Genomic DNA, 23,433 nt, shown 5'->3' on the forward strand with positions numbered 1-23,433 from the left:
CAGAATCGCTGCATAGATCGTTGTCCACTTGTCGCCTTTCGAATCCGTTCGACAGTACCGAATAGCCGGTCCGGGATTGCGGCTTTCGATATTTACGCTGGCGCATCGAACCTAGTGGAGTGCGCAATGCGGTGCACGACCTGCCAAGTCATGACACGCCAACTTGCGTAGTTTGAATCCCGGGCGGATGCCGACGTCTGGCGATTGGATCTAAGTGGCCGGCCTTACGGCAGGACCGAAATACGCCCAAGAAGAGCCACCAGTTCCGCCTGGCGTTTTGTTTCGGTCTTGGCGAACAGCGAGGCAAGCTGGGAACGGATCGTGGTGCGGCTGAGACGCCAGCTGCGAGCGATCTCCAAAGGTGCGTCGCCCTGGGCCAAGCGCAAGGCGAGGTGCGTTTCTGCGCTCGTCAAGCCAAACATTCTTTGCAGCGTCCGAGGATTTGGCCCCGACCTGTTGTCGCGATCCAGCAGCGCCACAATGCTCGTTCCGTCGGGAGCGATAACGCCGTTCTCGTTCAGTATCACCGGTCGGTCGCCCCTGCTGCGGATCACCACCCAAGACAACGAGCCCGGCAGGAATTGGCCCGGAACATTCGCGATCAGCCGCCTTAGGGCGGCCGTAAGTCCGCTCGCCGTGTCGGCCGCTTCGCCCTGGCGCTCAAGCGTGGTTTGGGCGGCTGCGTTCCACTCGACTACTTTTCTTTCGCGATTCAGCACGAGATAGCCACAGCCAATGCGATCAAGCACGCCGGTTATGGATTCCAGACTGCGGCCTTTTGGTTCGCCGAACCTTGCGTCCAATGGATCCGATGCGCGATTGGGAAGGTGACCAGAAGAGGGCCGCGTATTCCGCGCTTCAAAATTATGCTTGGTCCTCGTAACAATGTACCGATTGCTCGAAGCATCGACCTGTCTATCGATCAGATTCATTTTCTACCCCTAACCCAAAGTTTCACACGCCCGAAATAAATATTCGGGATTCATGTAGTCTTCTATGTGTAGCTGGATTCTAGTCTTCTATGCGCTGACGGATAATACGTTCATCACCACCTTGAAAACTTAATATGATCCGACAGTTCTAAGGCAGCTCTTAGGCCCCGCTGCGTCCGATAAAATGCGCGCTATGATAGCGGTATGGCAATCCGGCAGTGGTACTAAGCTGTACGTTTTTTGCTCTAGTCTCGACGGGCTAGTCAGAAGGTTGTAGTCTATGTCCATGAGCTCGCAGTCGCGCAGGTCGAATTCGAACCCGTCGGGCAGATTGCTAACTCATATTGCCTCTGCATCGGTGTTAGCTGCCACACTGATATTTGAAATAAAATCGTCAGCCTATATTGGGCAAGGCGCCAGTTTTCTGGAATTTATTCCGGCTATTATTATTATCGCCTATCTCGAAGACCGCGTACCGGCGCTCGCTGCGACCATTCTGATGGTGGCTGTCGGGCTGTGGGCACGAGGACACGATCAGATTTCAAGTGGAGATTGGGCACGCGCAATCCTGCTTCTGGTTTCGGGTGGCGTGATTGCCATGACCTTCCATCGTCTGCGGCAGGACTTGCGTGAGTTGCTGGAAGTCGCGGAGGCCAGGCTCGCTGCCGTCGAGGCGACCGAAAGCCGCTATCGTTGGGCCTTCGAACGTGCTGCCATGGGATTCGCGAACACCAACAAGAAAGGTGAGTTGCTGCAGTCCAACAGACGCCTTTGTGAGATGACCGGGTACAAGGAGGAGGAGCTTGCCCAATTGCAGCTCGATACGCTCGCCCATCCGAACGACCGGGATACCTTGGCGCAATTGCTGGCGAGGCTGGGCAATGACATTTCTTCGTTCGTTTCGGAGGTGCGTCTGTCACGAAAGGACGGTACGGCATTCTGGGCCAGGCTAACGCTTTCTTCGTCCGTGCCCGAGGGTGGCCTCTCGGAGAGCATCTTCGTGGTGGTCGACGATATTTCGGAACGACGCGCTGTTCACGAAGCGCTTCGGGCCCAGAAGGAATGGCTGGACCTCGCTCTGTCTGCTGGACGCTTGGCCACGTGGCGCATAGACCTTAAAGGCGGGATAGTCACGGGCTCGGACACGTTCTGGGACATTCTCGGCCTGGCCCAGGCCAATAGCCGCAGTTTGGAGGAGCTGTCAGCTGTCGTTCATCCGGCGGACTGGCCAAAGCTGGCGGCATCGAGAAAGGCCGCACCATCGGTCACGAATTACGATGTTGAGATACGCGTCCGCCGACCGGACGGACATATCCGCTGGGTTGCGCTGCGCGGAAGGGAGGAAAGACATGATGATGGTGGACAGCGGCTTGGAGTGGCTGCCGACCTGAGCGAGAGACGACAAACCACGCTGCTGCGCGCCGCGGCAAAGAAGCGGGAGCGCATCATGCTCGAACAGCGTCACAGATTCGGCAACGTTTTCGCGGTGATCACGGCGCTCGTGAAAATGGTCGATGTTCCCGGAAACAATGTCGCCAAATACAAGGAAATGCTGATCGACCGGATACGCGCGCTCGAGGCAACCCATCTGCTTCTTTCACGCAACGGCAGCGTATCGGGGGCGATAAACGATCTCGTTGCGCAAGAATTGCACCCATATATTGGAACACGTGCGATATCGGTCACCGGTCCTTCCGTGGCGATGTCGGGAGGCGCCGCCGAGAGTTTTGCAATGATCGTTCACGAGCTTGCCACCAATTCCATGAAATATGGAGCGCTTGCCGATCCAAAAGGCCGGATCGACGTAAGCTGGACGTTCGCACCTGAAGAAACAGGCAGTGATATCGTGTTCGAGTGGGTGGAATCGGGGCGGCGTAGGACCTCAAGCGTAGTCCGTCATGGCTTCGGTTCCATGATAATCGGAGTGGATGGAGCGCCGCTTGTCGGTCACTCTCCCAGGCTGGAAATATCGGACCAAGGGTTGCGGTATTCGCTGCGGCTGTCACGCAAGGAAATCGGATTTTAGTGCAGTACTCCAATCGGAAAGCAGATATCTAAAGGCGGATCGCGCTGAGCGGCCTTTGAGATGCGAAGGGTTCCTTCCAAGAATGTCGTCGGCCCAAAGCTGCGCCGCGGCTTTGGGATATGCAGTAAAATACATGAGGAGTCTTGGGACGCCGTTTGCACGTCCAAAAGGACGCGCGGCGCTCTAGCTGGCATGTCTCGAAAGCCAAGTCTTCAGCATAACGGCAGCCTCGGTCCGATTGCGTACCCCCAATTCACGCAGAACCGCAGCAGCGTGGATTTTCGTGGTCGCCTCTGCGATTTCCAGATCGCGCGCAATTTCCTTGTTTGAATAGCCTTCCGCCATCAGCTTGAGGACTTCCTTTTGCCTCGAGGTCAGCCTGCCAAGGTTGACGCCAGCGGTACGCCTCTGTGGGCCTTTGTCGTCGGAATGGGTATGCGCGTGGGTTGTTTGCGTCGCTCCCGGGCGTGACAGAAGTGCAGGAACATAGATGCGGCCGGAGAGGATTTCATTGACGGCCAAAACAACCTCTTCGTCCGTCTGCGATTTTACGATGTAGCCGTGAAGCCCGATCGACAGAGCCGTGAGTATTTCCGAGCGTGAATCGTTTCCGGAAACGATCGCAAATCGCGTGTCCGGATAGGCAGACAGGATCCCGCCGAGCACTTCTTGATTGAACAGGCCCGGCATATTCAGATCCAGGATCGCAAGATCCACGAACGACTGCTCTGCCAGCAAACTGAGCACCGCGTCGAAACAAGACGCTTCAAAGATCTCCACACCTGGAATGCCTGCGGTCAGTGCCAATCGCAAGCCGCGACGATACAAGCCGTGATCGTCGGCGATGACGATTCGATACATTGAACTACCCCAACGCCAATCTGAATGGATTGAACGGTAATGGCCTGAAAGTCGTGGCCATCCACTCGTCGATTCATCCAGCCGACGCTGCGGCACCCCCAACACCGCAAACGCCAGATTTCTAATATAATCTTAAATGACGGGAAACGCTCCTCTTTTTTTGCCCCTTGTGAGCGAAACCCGCCGAACGTCGTCGAACATACGTTCTGACCTTTTGGACAGCTGACAGACCGGCCGGCCGTTCAGCAGTGCTATAGGTCTAAAGATATAGAACAGCAAAACGGCTGAATTGTTACCATTCGAATGCACGACGACATCCACCCTGACGGCCACATACCATCCAGATGCAATGTCCGGATCAGGGGACAGTGGAGAAATCTCACCGGTCTTCTACGGGAAATCTCACCGGTTCTTCTGAGGGGACAAGAACGCGTTTCCCGGGTGCTGACCAGGGCAGGATAGCCGGCCCGTGACGATAGCGTTCAGGCCGAATGAACAAGGGAGGACCAGGATGAAAGCGGTTATTCAATGTGGAGGAATGGGAACACGCCTCCGCCCCTTCACTTCGGTCTTGCCGAAGCCGCTCATGCCGATCGGCGCACGGCCGGTTCTCGAGATGCTTCTGAAATGGTTGCGACGCAACGGCATTCAGGAAGTTTATATTACAACCGGGTATCTCGGCCACTTGATCCGCACCGTGTGTGGAGATGGCTCGCAGTGGAACCTGAAAATTCGATATACGCAGGAGATGGAGCCGCTTGGCACCATCGGGCCACTGTCTTTGATCAGGGATGAACTGACGGAGCCATTCATCGTTCTCAATGGCGATGTCCTCACGGATCTAAGCCTCAGTCGATTTGTAGCAGCGCACCGTAAGCACACCGATCCAGTGACGATCGCAACAGCCTGTCGCCTGATCAAGATGGATTTCGGCGTCATCGACGAAGTCGACAATACCGTGCAGGTCTTTCGCGAGAAGCCGACGCTTTCGCATCTGGTCAGCATGGGAATTTACTGCATGAACCCGGATGTTCTGCAGTTTATCCCATCCGGCATACCCTTTGGGTTCGACGACCTGATGCTGCAGATGATGCAGAACGGCACAACCGTGCACGTGTACAAACATGAGGGTCTCTGGCTCGATATCGGGCGCGTCGACGATTTTCAGAACGCACAGACCATTTCCTGGGAAGACCAGTCGGCCTCGATCGAGGTCACTGCGACGGCTGCATGATGAAGTCACGAGCCCGGTTCCCACAGTTATCAGTCTAGGAGGTTGTGATGCTCTTGGTCAGTGCCCCGATCTTGGGTGTGCCGGAGAAGACTGCTTTGACCAAGGTCATCGACAGCGGCTGGCTGACCATGGGGGAGCAGGTACGAGCCTTCGAACAAGCTTTTGCCGACGTTCATGATGCGGAGGATTGCGTCGCGGTCAGTTCTTGCACCGCAGCGCTTCATCTCATTTTGCACGCACTTGGCATCGGACCGGGCGACGAGGTGCTGGTGCCATCCTTGACGTTCGTGGCGACCGCAAATGCGGTCCTCTATGTCGGTGCGACGCCGGTTTTCGTCGACATCGAATCAGCCGACGTGCCGCTGATGTCGATCGTGGAAGCCGAAGCGAAATGCACGGCCCGCACCAAGGCAATCATTCTCGTTCATTTCGCCGGCTACCTCGCCGATCGGGAACAATGGCAGAGGCTCGCCCGTGCCCGGGGGCTGCACATCGTCGAGGACGCGGCGCATGCGCCGGGCTTGAAGGAGGTGGGGACATTTGGTGCCGCAGCCGCCTTCAGCTTCTACGGCAACAAGAACATGACCACGGCGGAAGGCGGGGCTGTGATCGCCAGGGATGCCGGTCTGCTCGAGACAATCCGCCAGGCGCGTGGACATGGGATGACCACCGGGACACGTCAAAGGCTGAACAGCCGCACCCCTCAGTATGATGTCACCATGCTCGGATTCAACTATCGCATGGATGAATTGCGGGCTGCGATCGGACTGGTCCAGCTGCAAAATCTGCAGGAGTGGAATGAGATCAGGCGTATCCTGGTCATGCTGTATCGACGTCTCATAGCGAAGCATTGCCCGGCCGTGACCATCCCGTTCCACGAGCCGCGGACGTCGGCCTACCACATCATGCCTATCCTTTTGCCACGTTACGCCGACAGGCAAGACGTCATCGACGCACTGCGCGGGCAAGGGATACAAACCACTATCCACTACCCGCCGGTGCACCAGATGACGCTCTATCGTGAGCTCATTCCCGGTACTCACTTACCGCGCACTGAAGATTTCGCGCAGCGCGAACTGACTGTACCGCTGCATCCGCAGATCACCGCGCCATTGGTCGAATCGGTAGTCGTCGCTCTTGCCGCGGCGGTCAATAATTGCGCTCAGACAGGAACAGCCGCATGAATGCCCTGGACCTAGCCATTCACCGGTCTAACGTCTCGAGCGCCGCCCATGGGTCTGCGAGACGAGCAATCGATCTCGTCATTGCTGCAGCCGCGGCGATCGTCTTCGCCCCGCTGATGCTGCTGATTGCCGTGGCGCTGCTGCTGGAAGGCGGGCGGCCCATCTTCTTCACACAGACCCGCGTCGGGGCCGGTGCTCGCCCATTCCGCATGTACAAGTTCCGCAAGTTCAGCGTGCAATGCGACCCCGGTGGCTTGGCTCTGACCATGGCCGATGACAGCCGCATGACGCCAATAGGACGGTTCCTCGCCGTCACCAAGTTCGACGAACTGCCACAGCTTTGGAACGTCTTCAGAGGCGAGATGGCAATCATCGGGCCACGCCCGGAGAGCCTTGCCTTCGCCGATTGTTTTCGCGGGGGCTTCGAAGACGTTTTACAATACAAGCCAGGCTTGCTGGGTCCAGCCCAGGTTCTCTTCCGGCATGAAGCCCGTTTCTATCCGCGATCGGTGGACCCGCTACTGTTCTATCGCCAGGTTCTGTTTCCTGCCAAAGCCAGGCTCGACCTTTCCTATTATCCGCAGCGCACGATCGGCTCCGATGTTGTGTGGATGGTGCGCGGCTTGCTGGCGGTGCTTGGCGTGGTTTCGCCGCCGCCGATTGGACCTTGAGAGCAGGGGGGACATCCGCGCTCTCGTGGATTTGCAAAGTCAGTGCCTCACGTCATAGGGGGAACGCTTGGGTCATGGCATACAAGGGCAGGAAAGTTCTGGTTACGGGTGCCGACGGGTTCATCGGTTCTCATCTCACCGAAGCACTCGTCCGCAGCGGCGCCGACGTCACCGCGCTGGCACTCTACAATTCCTTCGACAGCCACGGCTGGCTGGACGATTTGCCTGACACCATACGACGCCAGTTGAATCTCGTCCGCGGCGATGTTCGCGACAGCGCGTTCCTTAACCGGATCGTGCGTGGCCAGGCGGTCGTGTTTCATCTCGCCGCACTGATAGCTATCCCGTATTCGTATGCCGCTGCCCAGTCCTATGTGGAGACCAACATCCTGGGCACGGTCAACGTTCTCGAAGCGGCGCGCCAATGGGAGACGGAGCGTGTAGTGCACACTTCGACAAGCGAGGTTTACGGCACCGCGCTGACAATGCCTATCAGCGAATCCCACCCGTTGCAGGGACAGTCACCATATTCGGCATCCAAGATCGGGGCGGACATGATGGCGGAGTCCTACGCCAGATCGTTCGACATCCCCGTGGTCATCATGCGGCCCTTCAATACGTACGGCCCGCGCCAGAGTGAGCGGGCCATCGTACCGACCATTATACGCCAGGCTCTCGACAAAAAATGCCCGGCGATCATGGTGGGAGACACAAGCCCGATCCGCGATCTTACTTTCGTGGAAGACACCGCGGCGGCGTTTTTGACCGCAGGTTCCGCCGAGCTCGAATTTGGCCATGCCTACAATGCCGGAAGCCAGCGCGCTGTGACGATCTCGGACATATTGGATCTGGTGATCGAGTTGAGTGGCTGCAAGAAACCAATCCACCGGGACGAGCGCCGCCTGCGGCCGCAGAATTCCGAGGTGCGTGCCTTGCTGGCCGATTCTTCGCTCCTCGAAAGCAAGACTGGATGGCGTGCCCAGACCAGCCTGCGCGAAGGATTGGAGCGGACCATCGGATGGTGGCAAGGGCGCCTCAGCGAAGGCCGGGTGCGACACGAAATGGGTTACATGACATGAGCTTTCGCCCGGGAGGATTGGCTCCGCTGTTGATTGCGGCCGCGGTATCGCCGGATTCGAGCCAGAAGGAGATTGTCGCCCATGGTCCTCGTTGATCGAATCCTTATTGTCGTGCTCGGCATGCTGGCTGCCATGGATATGGCTGCTGCAGCGGAACCGCGGGTCGCCTATCGACTTTCTGCCGGCGACACCGTCGAGATTGGAATTGCCTCCATCCCGGAGCGAACGCAACGTGCGGTGGTCCAGATGGACGGCACGATCGCGCTTCCCGAAGTCGGTATGGTTTCGGTGGGCGGCTTAACTCCGGCTGAACTGCAAACGCGCATGCAGACGATCTTGCCGACCAAGATATTCCACCAGCGTCTGCCTGATGGGCGGGAGCAAATGATCGTCATCAAGCCGACAGACGTGACCGCCGTGGTTGCGGAGTACAGGCCGATCTATGTGACCGGCGACGTGCTCACTCCCGGACAGCAGGCCTACCGCCCGCTGATGACCGTGCGGCAGGCGATTGCCGTGTCAGGCGGTTTCAGCCTTTTGCGGTCCCGGGCAAACCAGGTTGGCCCAGATCCGGTGGATCTGCGGCGCGATTACGAGTCGCTTTGGGGGGAATATACGAGAGATTATTTTCATAGCGCCCGCATCCGCGCCGAACTTCAGGACAAACCGACTTTCGACATGCGGCCACCACAAGGATCTCCCTTGCCGGCAAGTTTTGCGTCGGCGATCGCGCAGGCTGAAGCGGAAGGGCTGAAGCTCTCGTTGGACAACTTCCAGCAAGAGCAGGGCTTTCTGGATAAAAGCGGCAAGGATGCCGCCGCACAAACCGAGACCTTGCTCAAACGCGAGCAGGCCGAAGCGGATGGGGTGAAGGCGGACGAAGACGATCTGGCGCGCGTAAGGAAAGCGTTTGAGTCCGGAAATCTCACCAACAACCGGCTCGCCGACGTTCGGCGCGCTTTGGTTCTCTCTTCCAGCCGGGCACTCGAAACGTCGGTTGAGCTTATGAGAGCACGACGTCAGCAGGACGATTTTGCCAGACAGCACGAACGCAATGACAACCAAAGGCGGATGGGTCTGCTGATCGAGTTGAAGGATACCAACGTGCGCCTTGCCGACGTCAGCGCAAGGCTTCGCGCCGCCAGCCAAAAGTTGCAGCCCACGGGAGCTGCCGCACTGCCGTTGCCGGTTGCCGGCGAGAAGGTCCAGGCCGAGGTCACGATCATTCGCAAGGTCGGCGAAGAATGGCGAAAACAGCTTGCCCAAGAAGACACCGAGGTCATGCCGGGAGACACGATCGAGGTCAGATTCAGCAGCGCTCTCGAAAATGCGGCGACCCGATAGATCGGGCCGCGTTTCGCAACCGCTTTACTGCCTGAAGGCCCTGGAAAACTGGTCGGTAAGGGGCTTCATCAAGTAGGACCAGACACTGCGCTCGTCGGTTCTTATGTGGACTTCGGCGGGCATCCCCGGTTTGAGTATTTTCTCTCCTGTCAGGCACGTCGCTTCATTCTCGACGTCGATGCGCGCCGAAAAAAAGGAAAGCTGGCGTTGCTGATCCTTGATCAGATCCGCTGAGACGCGCTTGACCGAGCCTTCGCAAGCAGGTGTGGTGCCGGCGTCGAACGCTGGAAAGCGGATCGACACCTGCTGTCCGGGATGAATCTCATCGATACGCGACGGAGGAATGGAAGCGTCGACGACAAGGTTGTCGGAATCGGGCACAATCATCATGAGCACCTCTCCTGCGCCAATCACGCCTCCTACGGTATGGACCGAGGATTCTTGCACTGTGCCCGATTGCGGGGCACGAATGTCTGTCCTGCTGAGTTCGTCTTCGGCCACCACCTGGCGCTCGCTGAGCTCGGTCTGCTTGGCTTCCGTTTCGCGAAGTTCGTTGGTCACGTCGCTCCGCATTTGTTCGTCGAGCTGAAGCACCTGCAGGTCCGTTTCACTGATGTGAGCTTGTACCTCTGCTATCGCTGCGACAAGGCGTCCCGATTCGCCGCGAGCCCGGGTCTTGTCCAGGCTGACATTGCTCAACCTCTCCTTGGACACCAACTTCTTTGCGTAGAGAGATTCGACATCCGCAAGGTTCTTGGTCAGCAGATCCAGAGACTCGTCCGTTGCAGACTGCTGCGATTTGAGGCCATCGATCTGACGTTCCAGCTGCTTCGCGCGGCTTTGTAATTGTGCCTTCTGGCCAGCCAGCGCCGCAGCACGGCTTTCAAACAAGGCACGCTCGCCACTGACAAGTGCCACCACTTGCGGGTCGCCCATTTGAGCGCGAAGGTCGGGCGGGATCTGCATTTCCGGCAGACCCTGGCGCTCGGCCTCCAGTCGGGCCAGACGAATGGTGGCGCGATTGAGGTCCTCGGTGACTATCTGCAGGTTTGCTCGGGTCAATGTGTTGTCCAGCCTGACCAACACATCGCCGGCCTTCACATGATCGCCGTCCTGCGCGAAGATTCCGCCGATGGTGCCGCCGGTTTGATGCTGGACTTTTTTAATGTTGCTTTCGACCACCACGGTTGCGGGCGCAATCACCGCGCCGGCAATCTTGGTCAATCCCAACCAGAGCCCTCCGCCAAAGATCAACAGCAAGCTGGTTGCCAGGCCCAAGAGCAGATTGGCCCGGATGCCATCCGGCTCTGGCTTCGTCTCCAACGAACGGCTTTCGCCACCGGCCGCGACGTATGACGACACGGCAACAGCAGAGCGATACCTCGCATATGCCCGGCTGCACCTTTGTGCGGCGGAACGACAATGTGCTGCTAGGCTCCGGACCAGAGTATCCCAGGGTAGATTGGCTCGAATCCCATCCGGCTCCGGCTTCTCCCCGGTCGGCTGGCCTTCGCCGCCAACCGCAGCATATGACGACATGGTCACGTTAGACACTAAGCAATACCTCACGCATGCCCGCTTGCACCGTGCTGCAGCGGAACGACAATGTTTGTCTTGTCCGGGCGCGGGAAGGGCCGGATCACATTTGCCAGAACGTCTTCGCGCGAGCCGAACGAATGGAGCATCCCGTTCGACAGGACGAGTACCTGATCGATGTTGACGAGAGCGGAGGGGCGATGCGCAACGACGATCACGATACCGCCGCGCTGACGCACTGCCAGGATTGCGCCGGCCAAAGCAGCATCACCGTCTGCATCCAGATTGGAATTTGGTTCGTCAAGAACCACGAGGAATGGATCGCCGTAAAGTGCCCTGGCAAGCCCGACGAGCTGCCTCTGCCCAGCCGAAAGGGCCGCGCCGCCTTCTCCGATGCGTGTTTGAAAACCCTGCGGAAGACGCATGATCATCTTGTCCACGCCCGCAGCCTTGGCAGCTGCCAGCACGCCTTTTGCGTCGCGCTTGCCGCCGAACCTCGAAATGTTGTCGGCGATCGTCCCGTCGAACAGCTCAACGTCCTGCGGAAGGTAGCCAATATGAATGCCGAGCAGTTCTGAATTCCACTGATCGAGCGAGGCGCCGTCCAGTCTTACCGTGCCACGAAGCGGCTTCCATGCCCCGACCAAAGCGCGCACGAGCGTGGTCTTGCCGGAGCCGCTCGGGCCGACGACCGCCAACCCTGCGCCTCTCGCCAAGTGGAAGCTTACATTGAAGATGGTGGGCTTCTGCAGGCTTGGTGGCGCGACGGTTAATTCCTCGACCGCAAGCTCAGCCTTCGGGCCGGGCAGTTCCATTGGCTCTTGCTGGCTATCAAAAGCATCCAGGGCTGCCGACAGCTCGGTATAGCTTTTGCGGGTTGCCAGAAACCCTCTCCAGTTTGCGATCGCCACATCGACCGGCGCCAGCGAGCGGCCCAGCAATATGGACGATGCAATGATCACGCCAGGCGAGGCCTCGCCGCCGATCACAAGGTAGGCACCAAGCCCTAGCACACATGATTGCAGGGCCATTCGGAGCGTCTTCGACAGTGAGCTTGCTGCGCCGACGACGTCGGAGAGCCGTTCCTGGTTCTTCAGATAAAGATGACTGACCTCGTTCCAGCGCCGGCTAAGCGGGGCGGAAAGGCCCATCGCCTGAACAACCTCTGCGTTGCGGCGGCCGGAGTCGGCCAGAAGCCGCTGCGCTACGAGTGTCTCAGATGCACGAGCCGCAGGTTTGCGGCCGATGATCTCGGCAACCACCGTCAAAAACACAACGGCACATGCGCCGAGCGTTGCCAGCACGCCAAGCGCGGGGTGCAGCAGATAGATGACCACCATATAAAATGGTATCCAGGGAGCGTCGAATAAGACTGTCGGCCCGAGCCCGGAAAGAAAGCCACGTAGCTGGTCCAGATCACGAAGCGGGTGTACCCGGTTCGCATCCGGCCCGGCGACGAGGGGCAGGGAAAGCGAGGCTGCGAACGCTTTTTGCTGCAGATTTCTATGCAGGCGGCTGCCGATGCGGACCAACAGGCGAAGCCTCACAAAATCGAGGAGCCCATAGGCCGCGTAAAGTCCCAGCATCCCGACTGTAAATCCGACAAGAGTCGGCACGCTCTGCGAAGGCAGCACGCGGTCATAGACCTGGAGCATGTAGACGGAGCCGGTCAAGGCGAGGATATTTATCAATGCCGAGAAAACGCCTACGCCGACGAGGCCGTGCACACAGCCGAACATTGCGGAGCGGAGATCGAGCGAGCGCCCTTTGGTCGACTTCATGATGTGCGCTCGTTGACGCGAAATTGCCGCGCAATCTCGTCGATTCTTTCGATGAGGGACAAACTTTAACCTTCCGGGAAGCAGCAGCCCCGCCCCGCTGCTGGAAACATTACGAATTGCTTACATACGTGCCTTCTTTGATTAAAATGTAGCAAAATCGTGACGCCAGGCTGAGAATTCGGCAACCGGCTCGCTAGGCTGGGGATAACCGGGTCGAGTAAGGAGATATTCCTAATCATGACACGGCGCAGAAGCTTATGGTCATCTTTGTAGCATCAAGGCTTCAAAGCGTCTGGGGAGGGATCGGTTTTGATTTTGTCGATCGAGAGTTAAACGGTTTTGAGATACACTTCATCGGTACGCAATTGTCGGCCACCAACGCCGGCTAAATCGGGGAGGCGAGTGTCGTGAGCGAAGAGATCAATGTTGCCGATGCCTACGGCAGGGGGCGCAGCACCTTCATGGGATTGCAGTTGCTGGTCTCGCCCGGTGCGCTTGTTCCTCGGCCGGAAACGGAACTGCTCGGCAAGGCCGCTCTCGATGTCCTGAGCCAACTGAACCTGCCGGTGCCTCGCGTTGTCGACATGTGCTGTGGGGCGGGCAATCTGGCGTGCGCCATCGCGCACCACGCTCCCACCGCGCGCGTGTGGGCAAGCGATCTTACCGACGGATGCGTGGAGGTCGCGCGCCGCAACGTCACCCATCTTGAAATCGAGGACCGGGTAACGGTGCTTCAGGGCGACTTGTTCAGCGCCTTCTCAGGGTTGGAGCTCGACGGCACGATCGACGTGATCGTTTGCAACCCGCCCTACATTTCGGAAAAACGGCTCGAGGGCGACCGTTCGCATCTGGTCGAGCTCGAGCCGCGTGAAGCATTCGCAGCCGGCCCCTACGGCCTGAGCATCCACATGCGGGTGCTCAAGGAGGCGCCGCGCTATTTGCGGCGCGGAGGCATCCTGCTTTTCGAGGTGGGGCTTGGCCAGGACCGGCAGGTCATGAGTTTGCTCGAGCGTTCCAAGGCCTATGAGAGTATCCGGGCAGTCACCAACCAGGCCGGTGAGGGCAGGGTGGTTGTGGGACATACGAGGGCGCAGGCGTAAGCATCGCAGCCGCGGCAGGTAGACGCGCTGTCGCGGCTAGAAACGGCCGGGAAGTTGAAAACAGAGTTGCGCGAGATTTCGGGAATCAGTTTCTCTTGCGTCAGTTTCTCTTGCGCATGACGTATTGCGCAATTCCCTCGATGGAATCGAGATTCTCCGGCAGCAGCTCGCTGTCTTCGACCGTGATGCCGAAGGTCTCCTCGATGAAGCCGATAACCTCGAGCACACCCGTCGAGTCCACGATGCCCTGGTCGAGGAGCGAGGTGTCGCTCTCCAGGCTCTCGGGATCGGCTATATAGAAATTCGAAGCCAGGAAAGCGCGAATTTGTTCGCTGCAGGTATCGGTTCTATCCTTGGTAGATAACATTGATTTCGCCTCCGGTACAAAAGATGAATGCTGATCAACTTCGCCCTGGTACCGACTCATGACAGGGCCGTTTTTTTGAGCTTGCCCGTGTCGGTCATCGGCAGACTGGGTACGATGACGATGGACTTCGGAACCATGAAGTTTTCCAGCCGTCTCTGGCACTCTTTCTGCAACTGTTTTTCACCGATCATGCTTCCCTGCTCCATCACGACAAATGCCTTCACTGCTTGCCCGAGCAGCTCGTCCGGAACGCCGATGACCGCGGCTTCCCGCACGCCCGCAATGTTCATCAACACGTTTTCCACTTCCTTCGGCGCTATCTTCTCTCCGCGCGATTTTATGATCTCGTCGCCGCGACCGACGAAGTAGAGGTAGCCCTCGGCGTCCATCCGGCAGTAGTCGCCGGTGTATAGGACCTGCTCACCCGGCAGCGGGCCGGGCTTGAGCTTCCTGGCTGTCGCCTCCGGCTTGCCCCAATAGCCCTTCATCACCGTCGCTCCGCGGATGACGAGCTGACCAACGACGCCGGGGCCGACCCGCCTGTCATGCTCGTCGACAATCCACATTTCCGTATTGGGGATGGCGATCCCGACGCTCGACGGCTTTCGCTCCAGATCCTCCGGCGGCAGGTAGGTGCAGCGCTTGCATTCGGTAAGGCCGTACATCGAATAGATGCGGGCGCCAGAAAACAGCTCCTGCAGCAGGAGAATGTGCTTGAGCGGCAGGGCGGCCGCAGTGTTCGTGACGTAGCGAATACTCGAAAAATCCTGATCCCTGAGAGACCTGAGCTCCCCGAGTGCGGCGAAGATGGTCGGTACGCCGGGAAAACCCGTCACCCTTTCTTGCTTGATCAGCCCAAGGATCTGCGCCGGGAAGGCGAACGAGCGCTCAAGCACCAGCCGGGCGCCCGCGCCGAATGCCATGATCATCTGGTAAAGACCGTAGTCGAAGGCGAGCGGCAGGACATTGAGGATCACCTCGTCTTCGGCAAGCGCCAGGTATGAGGAAATCGAGGCGCACGCGGCGATCATGTTTCGATGCGTCAGCATCACGCCCTTGGGCTCGCCCGTCGAGCCGGACGTATAAATGATCGCAGCGAGATCGATGTCGATGCAGCGGCGCGCGGGCGGCGTGCTGCGGGCTGCCGCGACCGCGGCGTCCCAGCGCACAGCATGCGGCAATTCTTGCAGGTCGCTGGGTTCGATCGGCCCGGAGACGATCATGCGGCGCAACGATGGGCAATTCCGCGCCGGCTCCCTGAAAATCGAGTGCAGGTGTTTGTCGGTGATCAGTGCCGTCGGGCGGCAATCGTTGAGCAGATAATCAAGCTTGTCGCTTTTGGTGAGCGGATTGACGATGCACACCACGGCGTTGGCCTTGAGCACCGCCCAGAACGCAACGACGGCCTCGACAGTGTTGTCGGCGAAGACCACCACGCGATCGCCACGCGCAATTCCGGCATCGGTCAAATGGTGCGCTATGGCGTTCGAACGCATATCAAGATCGCCATAGGTGACACGTTGATTGCCGCACACCAGGGCCACCTTCTCGCCGAGCCGGCTGGCAGAGTGGGTGAGATAGTCGTGCAGGAGCGGTACGGCGCCATGCATCATGCGAGCACCTCTTCGCGGTGTTCGCGGTCGATATCGATGCTGAGTTTGAGCGTGCGAGCCCCACTCGGACGGCTCGCGATAAATTGCCGATGAAGAAGCTGCGTCGACAGCACCCCGACCAGCGCCATATTGTCGGAGTTGGACAGGTCGCCGTCGCCGGCGCTGGCCTGGCACTTGCTCAGGAGCCGGGTAACCGACTTGGGATCGAAGACGTTCGCTTCGCGCAGCGCCGCCTCCGAAAGTGCTTCGCGAATGTAGGCCGGAGCGCCATCTGCGACAAAGCAAAGCGCGTTGGGAGCCCGGTAAGGCTGCTTCTTGCGGGTGACGATTTCCGACGGCACGATCGGCTGCGCTACGCGCTTCAGCACATGCTTTTCATCGAGCACGCGCAGCTTGTAGGCGGCCGGAAGCGAATTCGCGAGTCTCACGAGTCCATGATCGAGGAACGGGAAGCGCCCCTCGACGGAATGAGCCATCAGCATTCTGTCCCCTTGTGAGGAAAGCAGGTATCCCGACATCAGCGTCTGAATCTCTATATACTGGTCCTGCGCAAGAGAGCCCCATCGCGAAAACTCCGGCGGCAGGCGGGCAAGCAGCTCGGACACGGCGTTGCGGCGCTCCGTTTGAGCGCGCATGTCTGCCGAAAACAGCCGCTTGATGGCGCTTGTGGTACGCCAGCGCGTGCCATGCGCAAAACCAGGCGCGTCACAGGCGTGGATGTCGCGCCCGAAGAACTGGCGTGCCATCGCCTGCTGCTGCACCGGCGAGCGGCTGAGATAGGGATAGAGGCGCTCCAGCAGCCGCGAGCGTCGCGTCGAGGCGGGCTGGCGTCCCCAGAAGCGGCGGACCTTGCCCTCGCGGAACAAATCGTAGCCGGCGAACATTTCGTCGGCCCCTTCGCCGGTCAGCACGACCTTGATGCCATGCTGGCGCACCAGTCTCGAGAGCAGGAACAGCGGCGCCGGCGCGGTCCTGAGGATTGGCCGCTCGGTGTGGTAGATCACCTCAGGGAAGATGCCAGCGATATCGCTGCGCGAAACAACCACCTCATGATGGTCACTGCCGGCCACGCCGGCAACCAGGCGCTGGAAATGCGTCTCATCATACTCGGCGTCGGCAAAACGCAGCGAGAAAGTCTGGAAGCGCTCGCCCGCGAAGCGTCTCCCCAGCGTGGCGACGAGCGAGCTGTCGAGCCCGCCGGACAAATAGCAGCCGACCGGCACGTCGGCGCGTACTATCCTGAGCGCCGTCGCGGCTTCCAGGGCGCTGCGCACTTCCTCCACCGCGTCATCAAGCGAGCCGGTGAATTCATCATCGCCGGGTCCGTCAACCTCTGGATAGTCAGGCTTCCAAAAAGCCCGCTCCCGGACGACGCCGCTGTCATAAATGCGGACATGCCCCGGCGTGAGTTCGCTTACTCCTCCAAACACGCCTTGTGGCGGCGCGACAGTCCAGAGTGTGAAAGTCTGATCGATGCCGGCTGGATCGAAGGCGCGGGGTATATCCGCATCGGCCGCGAAAATGGCCTTCACCTCGCTGGCGAAGTAAAGCCGTCCGCCATGCTCGCAAAAGTGCAGCGGGCAGATGCCGAACCGATCCCGAGACAAGACGAGACGACCTGCCACGGAGTCCCAGATGGCGACTGCCCACTGCCCATTCATTCGCTCGAAGGCGGCCTCGCCCCAGGCATGATAGGCATGGACGATGACCTCGGTGTCGCTGCGTGTGCGGAAGCGATAACCGAGCGCGACCAGATCTTGTCGCAGCTCGACGTAATTGAAGATTTCGCCGTTGAAGACGATCCACATTGTGTCGCCCGCGCCGGCGAGTGGCTGCTGGCCGCTTGCGAGATCGATGACGGACAGGCGGGCATGCGCCAATCCTGCACGTCTGTCCCGGTAAAGGCCGCGCTCGTCCGGGCCGCGATGCGCCAGCGCCCCCGCCATACGTATCAGCGCATCCCGGGAAGGGGACGCCGCTGCGGCGCTCAGCGACACAATTCCGGCGATGCCGCACATCGCCTAGCCCTCGCCCATTGAAGAGGACACCAACGGCCGCGCGTGAAGATAACGTGCGGCGCGCCGCTTGCTGTCGATATCCTTGAAAACCTTCTGGACCTGCATCACGGTGAGGCCGGTTGCCTCAGCGACGTCTTCGTCGGCGATCCCATGGTTCAAGCCGTAGAGGCACAAATCCATCAGATAATAAGGAAGCGCGAAGTAGAACTCCTCCTGACTCTGCGCCATCGAGAAGGTGTCTGTGGTGGGCGGTCTGCGCCGGACCTCTTCCTCCACCCCAAGATATTCGGCCAACTGGTAGACCTGGGTCTTGTAGAGGTGGACGATTGGCATCAGGTCGGCAATTCCGTCGCCCTGCTTGACGAAGAAGCCCTGGTCGTACTCCAGGCGGTTCGGCGTGCCCGCTACCGCGTAGTTGAGGCGGTCGGCATGGTAGTATTCGGTCATCTTGCGCAGGCGCTGCTTGTAGTTGGTTGCAGCGACGATCTGCAGATAGGCTGCCGACGGCAGGCGCACCGTGTCGGTCCTGCCCTCGGGGTCCTGAACCGTGAGGCGCGTGATGTTGAGACCGTTGCTCTCGAGAACCGAGGCGAGCACCAGCTTGCATTTCCAGCCGCCCCCATATTCGGGAACGACGGTCTGGATTGCTTCGGTCTGCCGTCTATAGGCGCCGATCGCTTCCAGGGCCGGCGTTATATCCTCCAGGATCGTTTCGATACCAAGGTGTGCGGCGACAATGCGGCCGAGCCTCAGTGAGTCGCCGGAGGAATGGCGCTCCGGCATGAATATCCCGAGGACCTTGCCTTTCCCAAAGGCGCGAACACACAACGCCGCAACGACGGAGCTGTCGATGCCGCCTGAGAGGCCGACAACCACCCCTCGACGTCGCAGCGTGCCGAAGACCTGCTGGCGCAAGATCTGGACGATGCGATCGACTTCCGCGCCAGCGTCGAGCACCAGGGCGTCTTTGCCGAATGTTGAGATCAGGTCGATGGCTTGTACTCCAGTTTGCGAGACTCGATTGGCGAATAGGTTTTCGCCACCGCTTTCTCGATAAGGGGACGATTGGTGGCGAGGTGAGGCTCTACAACCAGATCGATGTGGCTGCCGACGATCGGAATCACGTCGAGATGGGCGAAGACGCTATCCCAGCCGATTGCCAGAGGCATTCCGGGTCGAGCACAGCGGAACAGGGTGCCTGTGATCGGCAGCGCCGGCTTTGGCTCGGCCACCCACTGGAAGAAGGCTTGCGCGCGCAAAACCTCTTGCAGTTCCAGTTTGGTTCTAAAGCTCGTCGCGTTGAACTGTCCTTGAGCGAAGCGGTCGAGAAACTGGACCAGTTGTGCCTCGCGCTTCATTGCCACGGCGACTTTCGCGAGGGCGCGGCAAGCCATCCGGTAAGCGGACACGCGGTTGGTTCGGATTCGATTGACTGTGCGCGTAAACGTCTCCCAGCGGGCGCTTCGCTCCCCGACGAGGCTGGTGTCGAGGATGCCGAGGAACTTTACGGTTCGCCCCGCTGCCAGCAGCCGCGCCGCAACTTCGAAGGCAACAGCGCCGCCGAGCGAATGGCCGAGAAGTCGTACATGGCCCGAGGGTTGGGCGCGGCGGATCTGGTCGACGGCGGCGTCGGCCATATCGGCGAGGCTGTCTTGTCCGCGCAGTATCATAGCCAGGGCCGGATACCTGATCGGGGCAACACGGGTCACCTTGCCCATCGCTGCTGCAAAGGCAGCAAGGCTCGGGCCATAGCCGACGGACCCCGGGAACAGAAAAAGAATGGGAGGGTCGTGCTTCTGGGCGCGCGCGCTTTGATCGCCTGCCTGGGCGGACACGACCGCCTTGACCATTTGCTCCAGGCTCATCCCGACGGTGAAGGCCTCAAGGCCGAGTTCCTGCCCGATGGCGCTTTCGATTTCCATGACGCAGTGCAGCAGCTTCAGCGAATCTCCTCCGGCGTCATCCCAGCGTCCTGCCGCCACGCGCGTATTGAGAATGCTGGTCCATGCCCGCTGGACAACCTGCTGCGCGGTCAGCTTGCCTCGCGGCTCGAGCGGACGCGCGGTCGCCGCTGTCTCTCTGGCTGAAAGATCCATCTCTGCAAGTGTCGTGATGTCGACTTTGCCGCTCGGCAGACGCGGAATCTCGGCGATCGTGTGCAACCGCAAGGGACGCAGCGGCGGCGGCAGATTGGTCCTGACAAGCTGGCGAAGCTCGTCCGAAAAGGTCGCTTCGGCCGAGCGCCGAGGAACAGCAAAGGCGACAAGCTCATTCGCGGCCGTCACGATTGCCACGGCATCCGCGACAGAGGATGCACAACGCAGCACCCGTTCGAGTTCGGCTGGCTCGACGCGTCGACCGTTGATTTTTACCTGGCGCCCCTTGCGACCGACGATGTGCAGTAGGCCTTGATCATCAAGTCGAACGAGGTCACCTGTCGCGAAAATCCGAAGGCCTGGATCGTGCGGGTCTGATGTTGCCGGCACAACCGCCCCGTCCTCCCAATGGCCAAGCAAGACATACGGGCTCCTGATCAGAAGCTCTCCGCTGCGGCCCGGTTGAACGCGGCGGCCCGCTTCGTCGACAATTGCGAAGGTGATTCCAGGCAGCAGCCAGCCAACTGGAACCGAATCTCCATGCTCTGGCCAGTCTCGCGGCAGGAACCATTGCGAGCCGGTGGTCTCGGTTGACGAGTAACCGATCTGGATAAGGCACGTATCGGAGACGGCCTTGCGCAGCAGGGCGATGTCGGTCCAGGGCACCTTCTCGCCACCGATCCGGGCGACTCTGAGTGAATGGAACGCTTCCGCAGGTCCGTCTGCCATAAGCGCGCGAAGCAGTGCCGGCACCAGATAGGTGATTGTCACGTCTTCGGATCGCACCAGGCGTTGAACGGCGCGCAAGCCGACCGCTTCGACTTCGACCAGATGCAAGGTGGCGCCGGTGAGAAGAGCAGCAAGAATCTCCCGGCACCCGGCGATTGTGGCGGGTCCTGTCAATGGCAGGAAAACATCATCCGAGTTGATGTGGCACGCATCGACATATTGCTGGACCCGGCACAGCAAGCTGCGCTGGCTGTTAACGATGCCTTTGGGCCGGCCCGTACTCCCTGACGTATAAAGCACGATGGCGGGCGCATCGACCGAGACGGAATAAGAACGAGGCACTTGCCCAGTCTGCGAGGCCGCACTGGTCGACACATCGATCCAACTGACCAGGTGAGGCAAACCATCGGGTCGGACATTGCCCTCGCCCAGGACAGCTGAGAGCCGCGCCCCGGCCACGATTTCAAGGATACGCGAGCTAGGATCTCGCGCGTTGAGTGGCACCGAAGGCCGCCCAGCCGTCATGCTTGCCAGCATGGCAATGGGATACCAGGCCGAGTTGGCCTGAAGAATCCCTATCGCCTGTCCGTCTGGGACGGCCGCCGCGATCTGGTGGGACAGCGTCTCGACTGACCGGAGGAGCTGGGAATAGGTCAGACGATTGGCGCCGTCGCTGATTGCAAGCTTGTCGGGGTACTGGCGGACGACATTTCTCAGGTGATCGAAGGCCGCAATGTTGGTAAAATCGACGCCCAATCTTTGAAATGGGCGCAGTACGGGACCACCCTGATCCAGTGCGTATTGTGGGACACTTGACCAATTATCGGAGGTCGTTGTCTGACAATCCACCGCTAGATCCTGATCCGCGACTTCTGATCCCAAATATGCCGAAGACATGAGTTGCCTACGCTAAGATTAGGGTCACTTATCGCCCCCCGCCCCAATCTTTTCATCGATCATTCTGATGATGCCCTGATCTTCCCTCAAGGACGCTTGGTTAGTCGCTTCGCCTGTTTCGCAAGCCGCCGGCCGAGCCAATCATGCCGGGCTCGCTGGCTGTTGTGGTGCGCATGACACGGACACATACCAAGGCGGGCTCGAAGACCAAGGTGGGGTCGAAGATGGAATTGCCGCTATTCAGGCATATTGCCTATTCGGTGGTTCTTCCGGACGATACCGGCGATGCTTCGGTGTCGGAATAGCTGCCGGGGACGAAACAATAGGCATAGATCTGTCCCCGATTTTCGTCGGTCACGCGGATCCAATCCTTTTCCCACGTTCGGAAGGTAATACGCCCGCCCGTCATCATAGCTGCGGCTCTGAACGGACTCGGCGCGTTGACAACGCGCACCGAGATAACATCGTCGCCGTCCATACGCTCGACGAGATACGTCTGCATGAAAGCCTCCCCATGCCCCGCTAGATCACCCGCACTTTAACGCCGGCTAATGAATTCGGTTGCAACTACTTGGCGACACTTTGGGTCCGATACTTTCCGTACCCACCGGCAACTTGGTCCTCCGTATCCGTCAGGTTTTTCAGCGACGGGATGCCAGTTCAGGGGAAGGCAGGCTGATTGCGGCCATGCCGGCGACATGCCAATCTGCGCCGCAACGTTAGGCCCCCGCCTCCGCGGGCAATGGAAAAGGCGCTCGAATGGGCTCCTTTATGCTGTCCGTGATCTGGCATTCTGCCCGCGATTTGGCCTCATGGACGACCCTGCAGGCCTTTGCGGGAGATCCACATAGCGCGGCGTCGCCATCACCGAGGCATAGCAATGTGCGTCGGCAGAGAAATGGGACGGTTCGAGGTTTTCTGAACCTGCCTCACGACGACTGCGTCGTGTCGACGATCCGTTGGAACAGAAGGCCTGGTGCTGGAACGTCAATCGTATTTGGCCAGGAAGCGCCCGACGGCGCTGAGGCAGTCGTGCTTTTCCTCCACATGCGGCATGTGGCTGGAATTCGGGAAGACCAGGCCTTCAACGTACGGGATAAGATCCAGAAAGGGCTGGACGCAGGCCTCGGTCGCTTCGTCGTAGAAGCCGCGGAAAACCAGGGTCGGCGCCTCGATCCGATGCAGGCGGTCGACGATGGTCCAGTTCCGCATCGTGCCGATGACGTGGAACTCATTGGGACCGTTCATGGTGTGATAGACGGTCGGATCTTCCTCGATTGCCGCAAATGTCCGGGCGACCTCTGGCGGCATCGGAACGACGCGACAGACATGACGGTCGTAGAAAGCCTTCGTCGCCGCAACATATTCGGGGTGATCGGTGGTTCCCGCCGCTTCGTGCCGGTCGAGCGCACTTTGCACATCGGCTGGCAACTCGGCGCGCAATTGCCGGGCTCCTTCCACCCACAGCGCCATCGAGGCCAGCGAATTGGCCAGGATCAATGCCTTGAGCCCCTCAGGGCGGCGCACGGCGTGCTCGGCCGAGAGTATGCCGCCCCAGGACTGGCCGAGCAGTGCATAATGGCCGGCAATGCTGAGATGGGCGAGCAACGCATCGAGTTCGCCCAGGAAGAAATCGACGGTCCAGAAGTCGCCGCCCTTGTCCGGCAGATGGGTCGATTTGCCGTTGCCGATCTGATCGTAGTGGATGACGGCTCGCCCGGTTCCGGCAAGCTCCTTGAATGAGTCCACATAGTCGTGGGTGCAGCCCGGTCCACCATGAGCGACGACCAGGGGCAGCTTGCCCGACACGATGTCCCCGGTCACACGGTACCAGGTGCGATAGCCCTTGTAGTCGCTAAATCCTTCGGTGATCGCATGTGCCGTCACAGTCCAAGCTCCGCATCATGGCGCGGCAGGAGCCACTTTGGTGCACCCCTCCCAAGCCTTGTTTGCGGCCGACGGTAC

18 protein-coding genes are annotated in these 23,433 nt (G+C 59.7%); 7 read left to right on the plus strand and 11 right to left on the minus strand.

Features of this window, described 5'->3' with window-relative positions:
* Positions 1 to 224: 224 nt before the first annotated feature.
* Entirely contained in the window at positions 225 to 932 is a 708-nt protein-coding gene (locus NKH16_RS22690; protein WP_352901871.1) for a helix-turn-helix transcriptional regulator, read from the minus strand.
* Positions 933 to 1,212: 280 nt separating this feature from the next.
* Here NKH16_RS22690 and NKH16_RS22695 point away from each other — a divergent pair, with 280 nt between their 5' ends.
* Positions 1,213 to 2,958, plus strand: coding sequence for a PAS domain S-box protein (locus NKH16_RS22695; protein ID WP_352746206.1), 1,746 nt, complete (start codon positions 1,213 to 1,215; stop codon positions 2,956 to 2,958).
* A 183-nt stretch (positions 2,959 to 3,141) separates the two neighbouring features.
* Here the strand turns inward: NKH16_RS22695 and NKH16_RS22700 are convergent, their stop codons facing one another.
* Positions 3,142 to 3,819, minus strand: a complete 678-nt coding sequence (locus NKH16_RS22700; RefSeq protein ID WP_023675618.1) for a LuxR C-terminal-related transcriptional regulator — start codon at positions 3,817 to 3,819, stop codon at positions 3,142 to 3,144.
* 511 nt (positions 3,820 to 4,330) lie between these two features.
* On the opposite strand from NKH16_RS22700, the gene NKH16_RS22705 reads away from it, so the two are divergent.
* The 5 genes from NKH16_RS22705 (at position 4,331) to NKH16_RS22725 (ending at position 9,331) form a co-directional block, all read left to right on the plus strand.
* On the plus strand, positions 4,331 to 5,053 hold the full coding sequence (locus tag NKH16_RS22705) for a nucleotidyltransferase family protein (protein ID WP_023675619.1): 723 nt from the start codon (positions 4,331 to 4,333) through the stop codon (positions 5,051 to 5,053).
* Positions 5,054 to 5,100: 47 nt separating this feature from the next.
* Positions 5,101 to 6,237: a DegT/DnrJ/EryC1/StrS family aminotransferase gene (locus NKH16_RS22710; RefSeq protein WP_023675620.1), complete on the plus strand. Its 1,137-nt coding sequence runs from the start codon at positions 5,101 to 5,103 to the stop codon at positions 6,235 to 6,237.
* Positions 6,234 to 6,908, plus strand: a complete 675-nt coding sequence (locus NKH16_RS22715; RefSeq protein ID WP_023675621.1) for a sugar transferase — start codon at positions 6,234 to 6,236, stop codon at positions 6,906 to 6,908. The genes NKH16_RS22710 and NKH16_RS22715 overlap by 4 nt, the downstream gene beginning before the upstream one ends.
* A gap of 74 nt (positions 6,909 to 6,982) precedes the next feature.
* A complete protein-coding gene (locus tag NKH16_RS22720) occupies positions 6,983 to 7,987 on the plus strand; it encodes an SDR family NAD(P)-dependent oxidoreductase (RefSeq protein WP_023675622.1) in 1,005 nt (334 codons plus the stop codon).
* An 81-nt stretch (positions 7,988 to 8,068) separates the two neighbouring features.
* Complete coding sequence (locus tag NKH16_RS22725; RefSeq protein ID WP_352746204.1) at positions 8,069 to 9,331, plus strand: polysaccharide biosynthesis/export family protein; 1,263 nt, start codon at positions 8,069 to 8,071, stop codon at positions 9,329 to 9,331.
* A 24-nt stretch (positions 9,332 to 9,355) separates the two neighbouring features.
* On the opposite strand, the gene NKH16_RS22730 is transcribed toward NKH16_RS22725, so the two are convergent.
* The gene (locus tag NKH16_RS22730) at positions 9,356 to 10,654 is read right to left on the minus strand and encodes an HlyD family type I secretion periplasmic adaptor subunit (RefSeq protein WP_352746201.1); all 1,299 of its coding nucleotides are present in this window, start codon (positions 10,652 to 10,654) and stop codon (positions 9,356 to 9,358) included.
* A gap of 242 nt (positions 10,655 to 10,896) precedes the next feature.
* Positions 10,897 to 12,648: a type I secretion system permease/ATPase gene (locus NKH16_RS22735; protein ID WP_352449675.1), complete on the minus strand. Its 1,752-nt coding sequence runs from the start codon at positions 12,646 to 12,648 to the stop codon at positions 10,897 to 10,899.
* A 407-nt stretch (positions 12,649 to 13,055) separates the two neighbouring features.
* Between NKH16_RS22735 and NKH16_RS22740 the strand changes: the two genes are divergently transcribed.
* The gene (locus NKH16_RS22740; protein ID WP_352449674.1) at positions 13,056 to 13,748 is read left to right on the plus strand and encodes a N5-glutamine methyltransferase family protein; all 693 of its coding nucleotides are present in this window, start codon (positions 13,056 to 13,058) and stop codon (positions 13,746 to 13,748) included.
* 100 nt (positions 13,749 to 13,848) lie between these two features.
* Here the strand turns inward: NKH16_RS22740 and NKH16_RS22745 are convergent, their stop codons facing one another.
* The 7 genes from NKH16_RS22745 to NKH16_RS22775 form a co-directional block, all read right to left on the minus strand.
* The gene (locus tag NKH16_RS22745; RefSeq protein WP_023675628.1) at positions 13,849 to 14,115 is read right to left on the minus strand and encodes an acyl carrier protein; all 267 of its coding nucleotides are present in this window, start codon (positions 14,113 to 14,115) and stop codon (positions 13,849 to 13,851) included.
* Between the two features lie 56 nt (positions 14,116 to 14,171).
* Entirely contained in the window at positions 14,172 to 15,728 is a 1,557-nt protein-coding gene (locus tag NKH16_RS22750) for a class I adenylate-forming enzyme family protein (RefSeq protein WP_352743534.1), read from the minus strand.
* Positions 15,725 to 17,746, minus strand: coding sequence for an asparagine synthase (glutamine-hydrolyzing) (asnB, locus tag NKH16_RS22755; protein WP_352746197.1), 2,022 nt, complete (start codon positions 17,744 to 17,746; stop codon positions 15,725 to 15,727). Before asnB ends, NKH16_RS22750 begins: the two co-directional genes overlap by 4 nt.
* A 3-nt stretch (positions 17,747 to 17,749) precedes the next feature.
* The gene (gene nadE / locus NKH16_RS22760; protein ID WP_352743785.1) at positions 17,750 to 18,733 is read right to left on the minus strand and encodes an NAD(+) synthase; all 984 of its coding nucleotides are present in this window, start codon (positions 18,731 to 18,733) and stop codon (positions 17,750 to 17,752) included.
* The gene (locus NKH16_RS22765) at positions 18,730 to 21,468 is read right to left on the minus strand and encodes an AMP-binding protein (RefSeq protein WP_502902818.1); all 2,739 of its coding nucleotides are present in this window, start codon (positions 21,466 to 21,468) and stop codon (positions 18,730 to 18,732) included. The genes nadE and NKH16_RS22765 overlap by 4 nt, the downstream gene beginning before the upstream one ends.
* 253 nt (positions 21,469 to 21,721) lie before the next feature.
* Positions 21,722 to 21,970, minus strand: a complete 249-nt coding sequence (locus tag NKH16_RS22770; RefSeq protein ID WP_156937305.1) for a hypothetical protein — start codon at positions 21,968 to 21,970, stop codon at positions 21,722 to 21,724.
* A 485-nt stretch (positions 21,971 to 22,455) separates the two neighbouring features.
* On the minus strand, positions 22,456 to 23,355 hold the full coding sequence (locus NKH16_RS22775) for a proline iminopeptidase-family hydrolase (RefSeq protein ID WP_352746191.1): 900 nt from the start codon (positions 23,353 to 23,355) through the stop codon (positions 22,456 to 22,458).
* Positions 23,356 to 23,433: the final 78 nt, after the last annotated feature.

The organism is Mesorhizobium sp. M1307 (assembly GCF_040318155.1).
GTDB lineage: Bacteria > Pseudomonadota > Alphaproteobacteria > Rhizobiales > Rhizobiaceae > Mesorhizobium.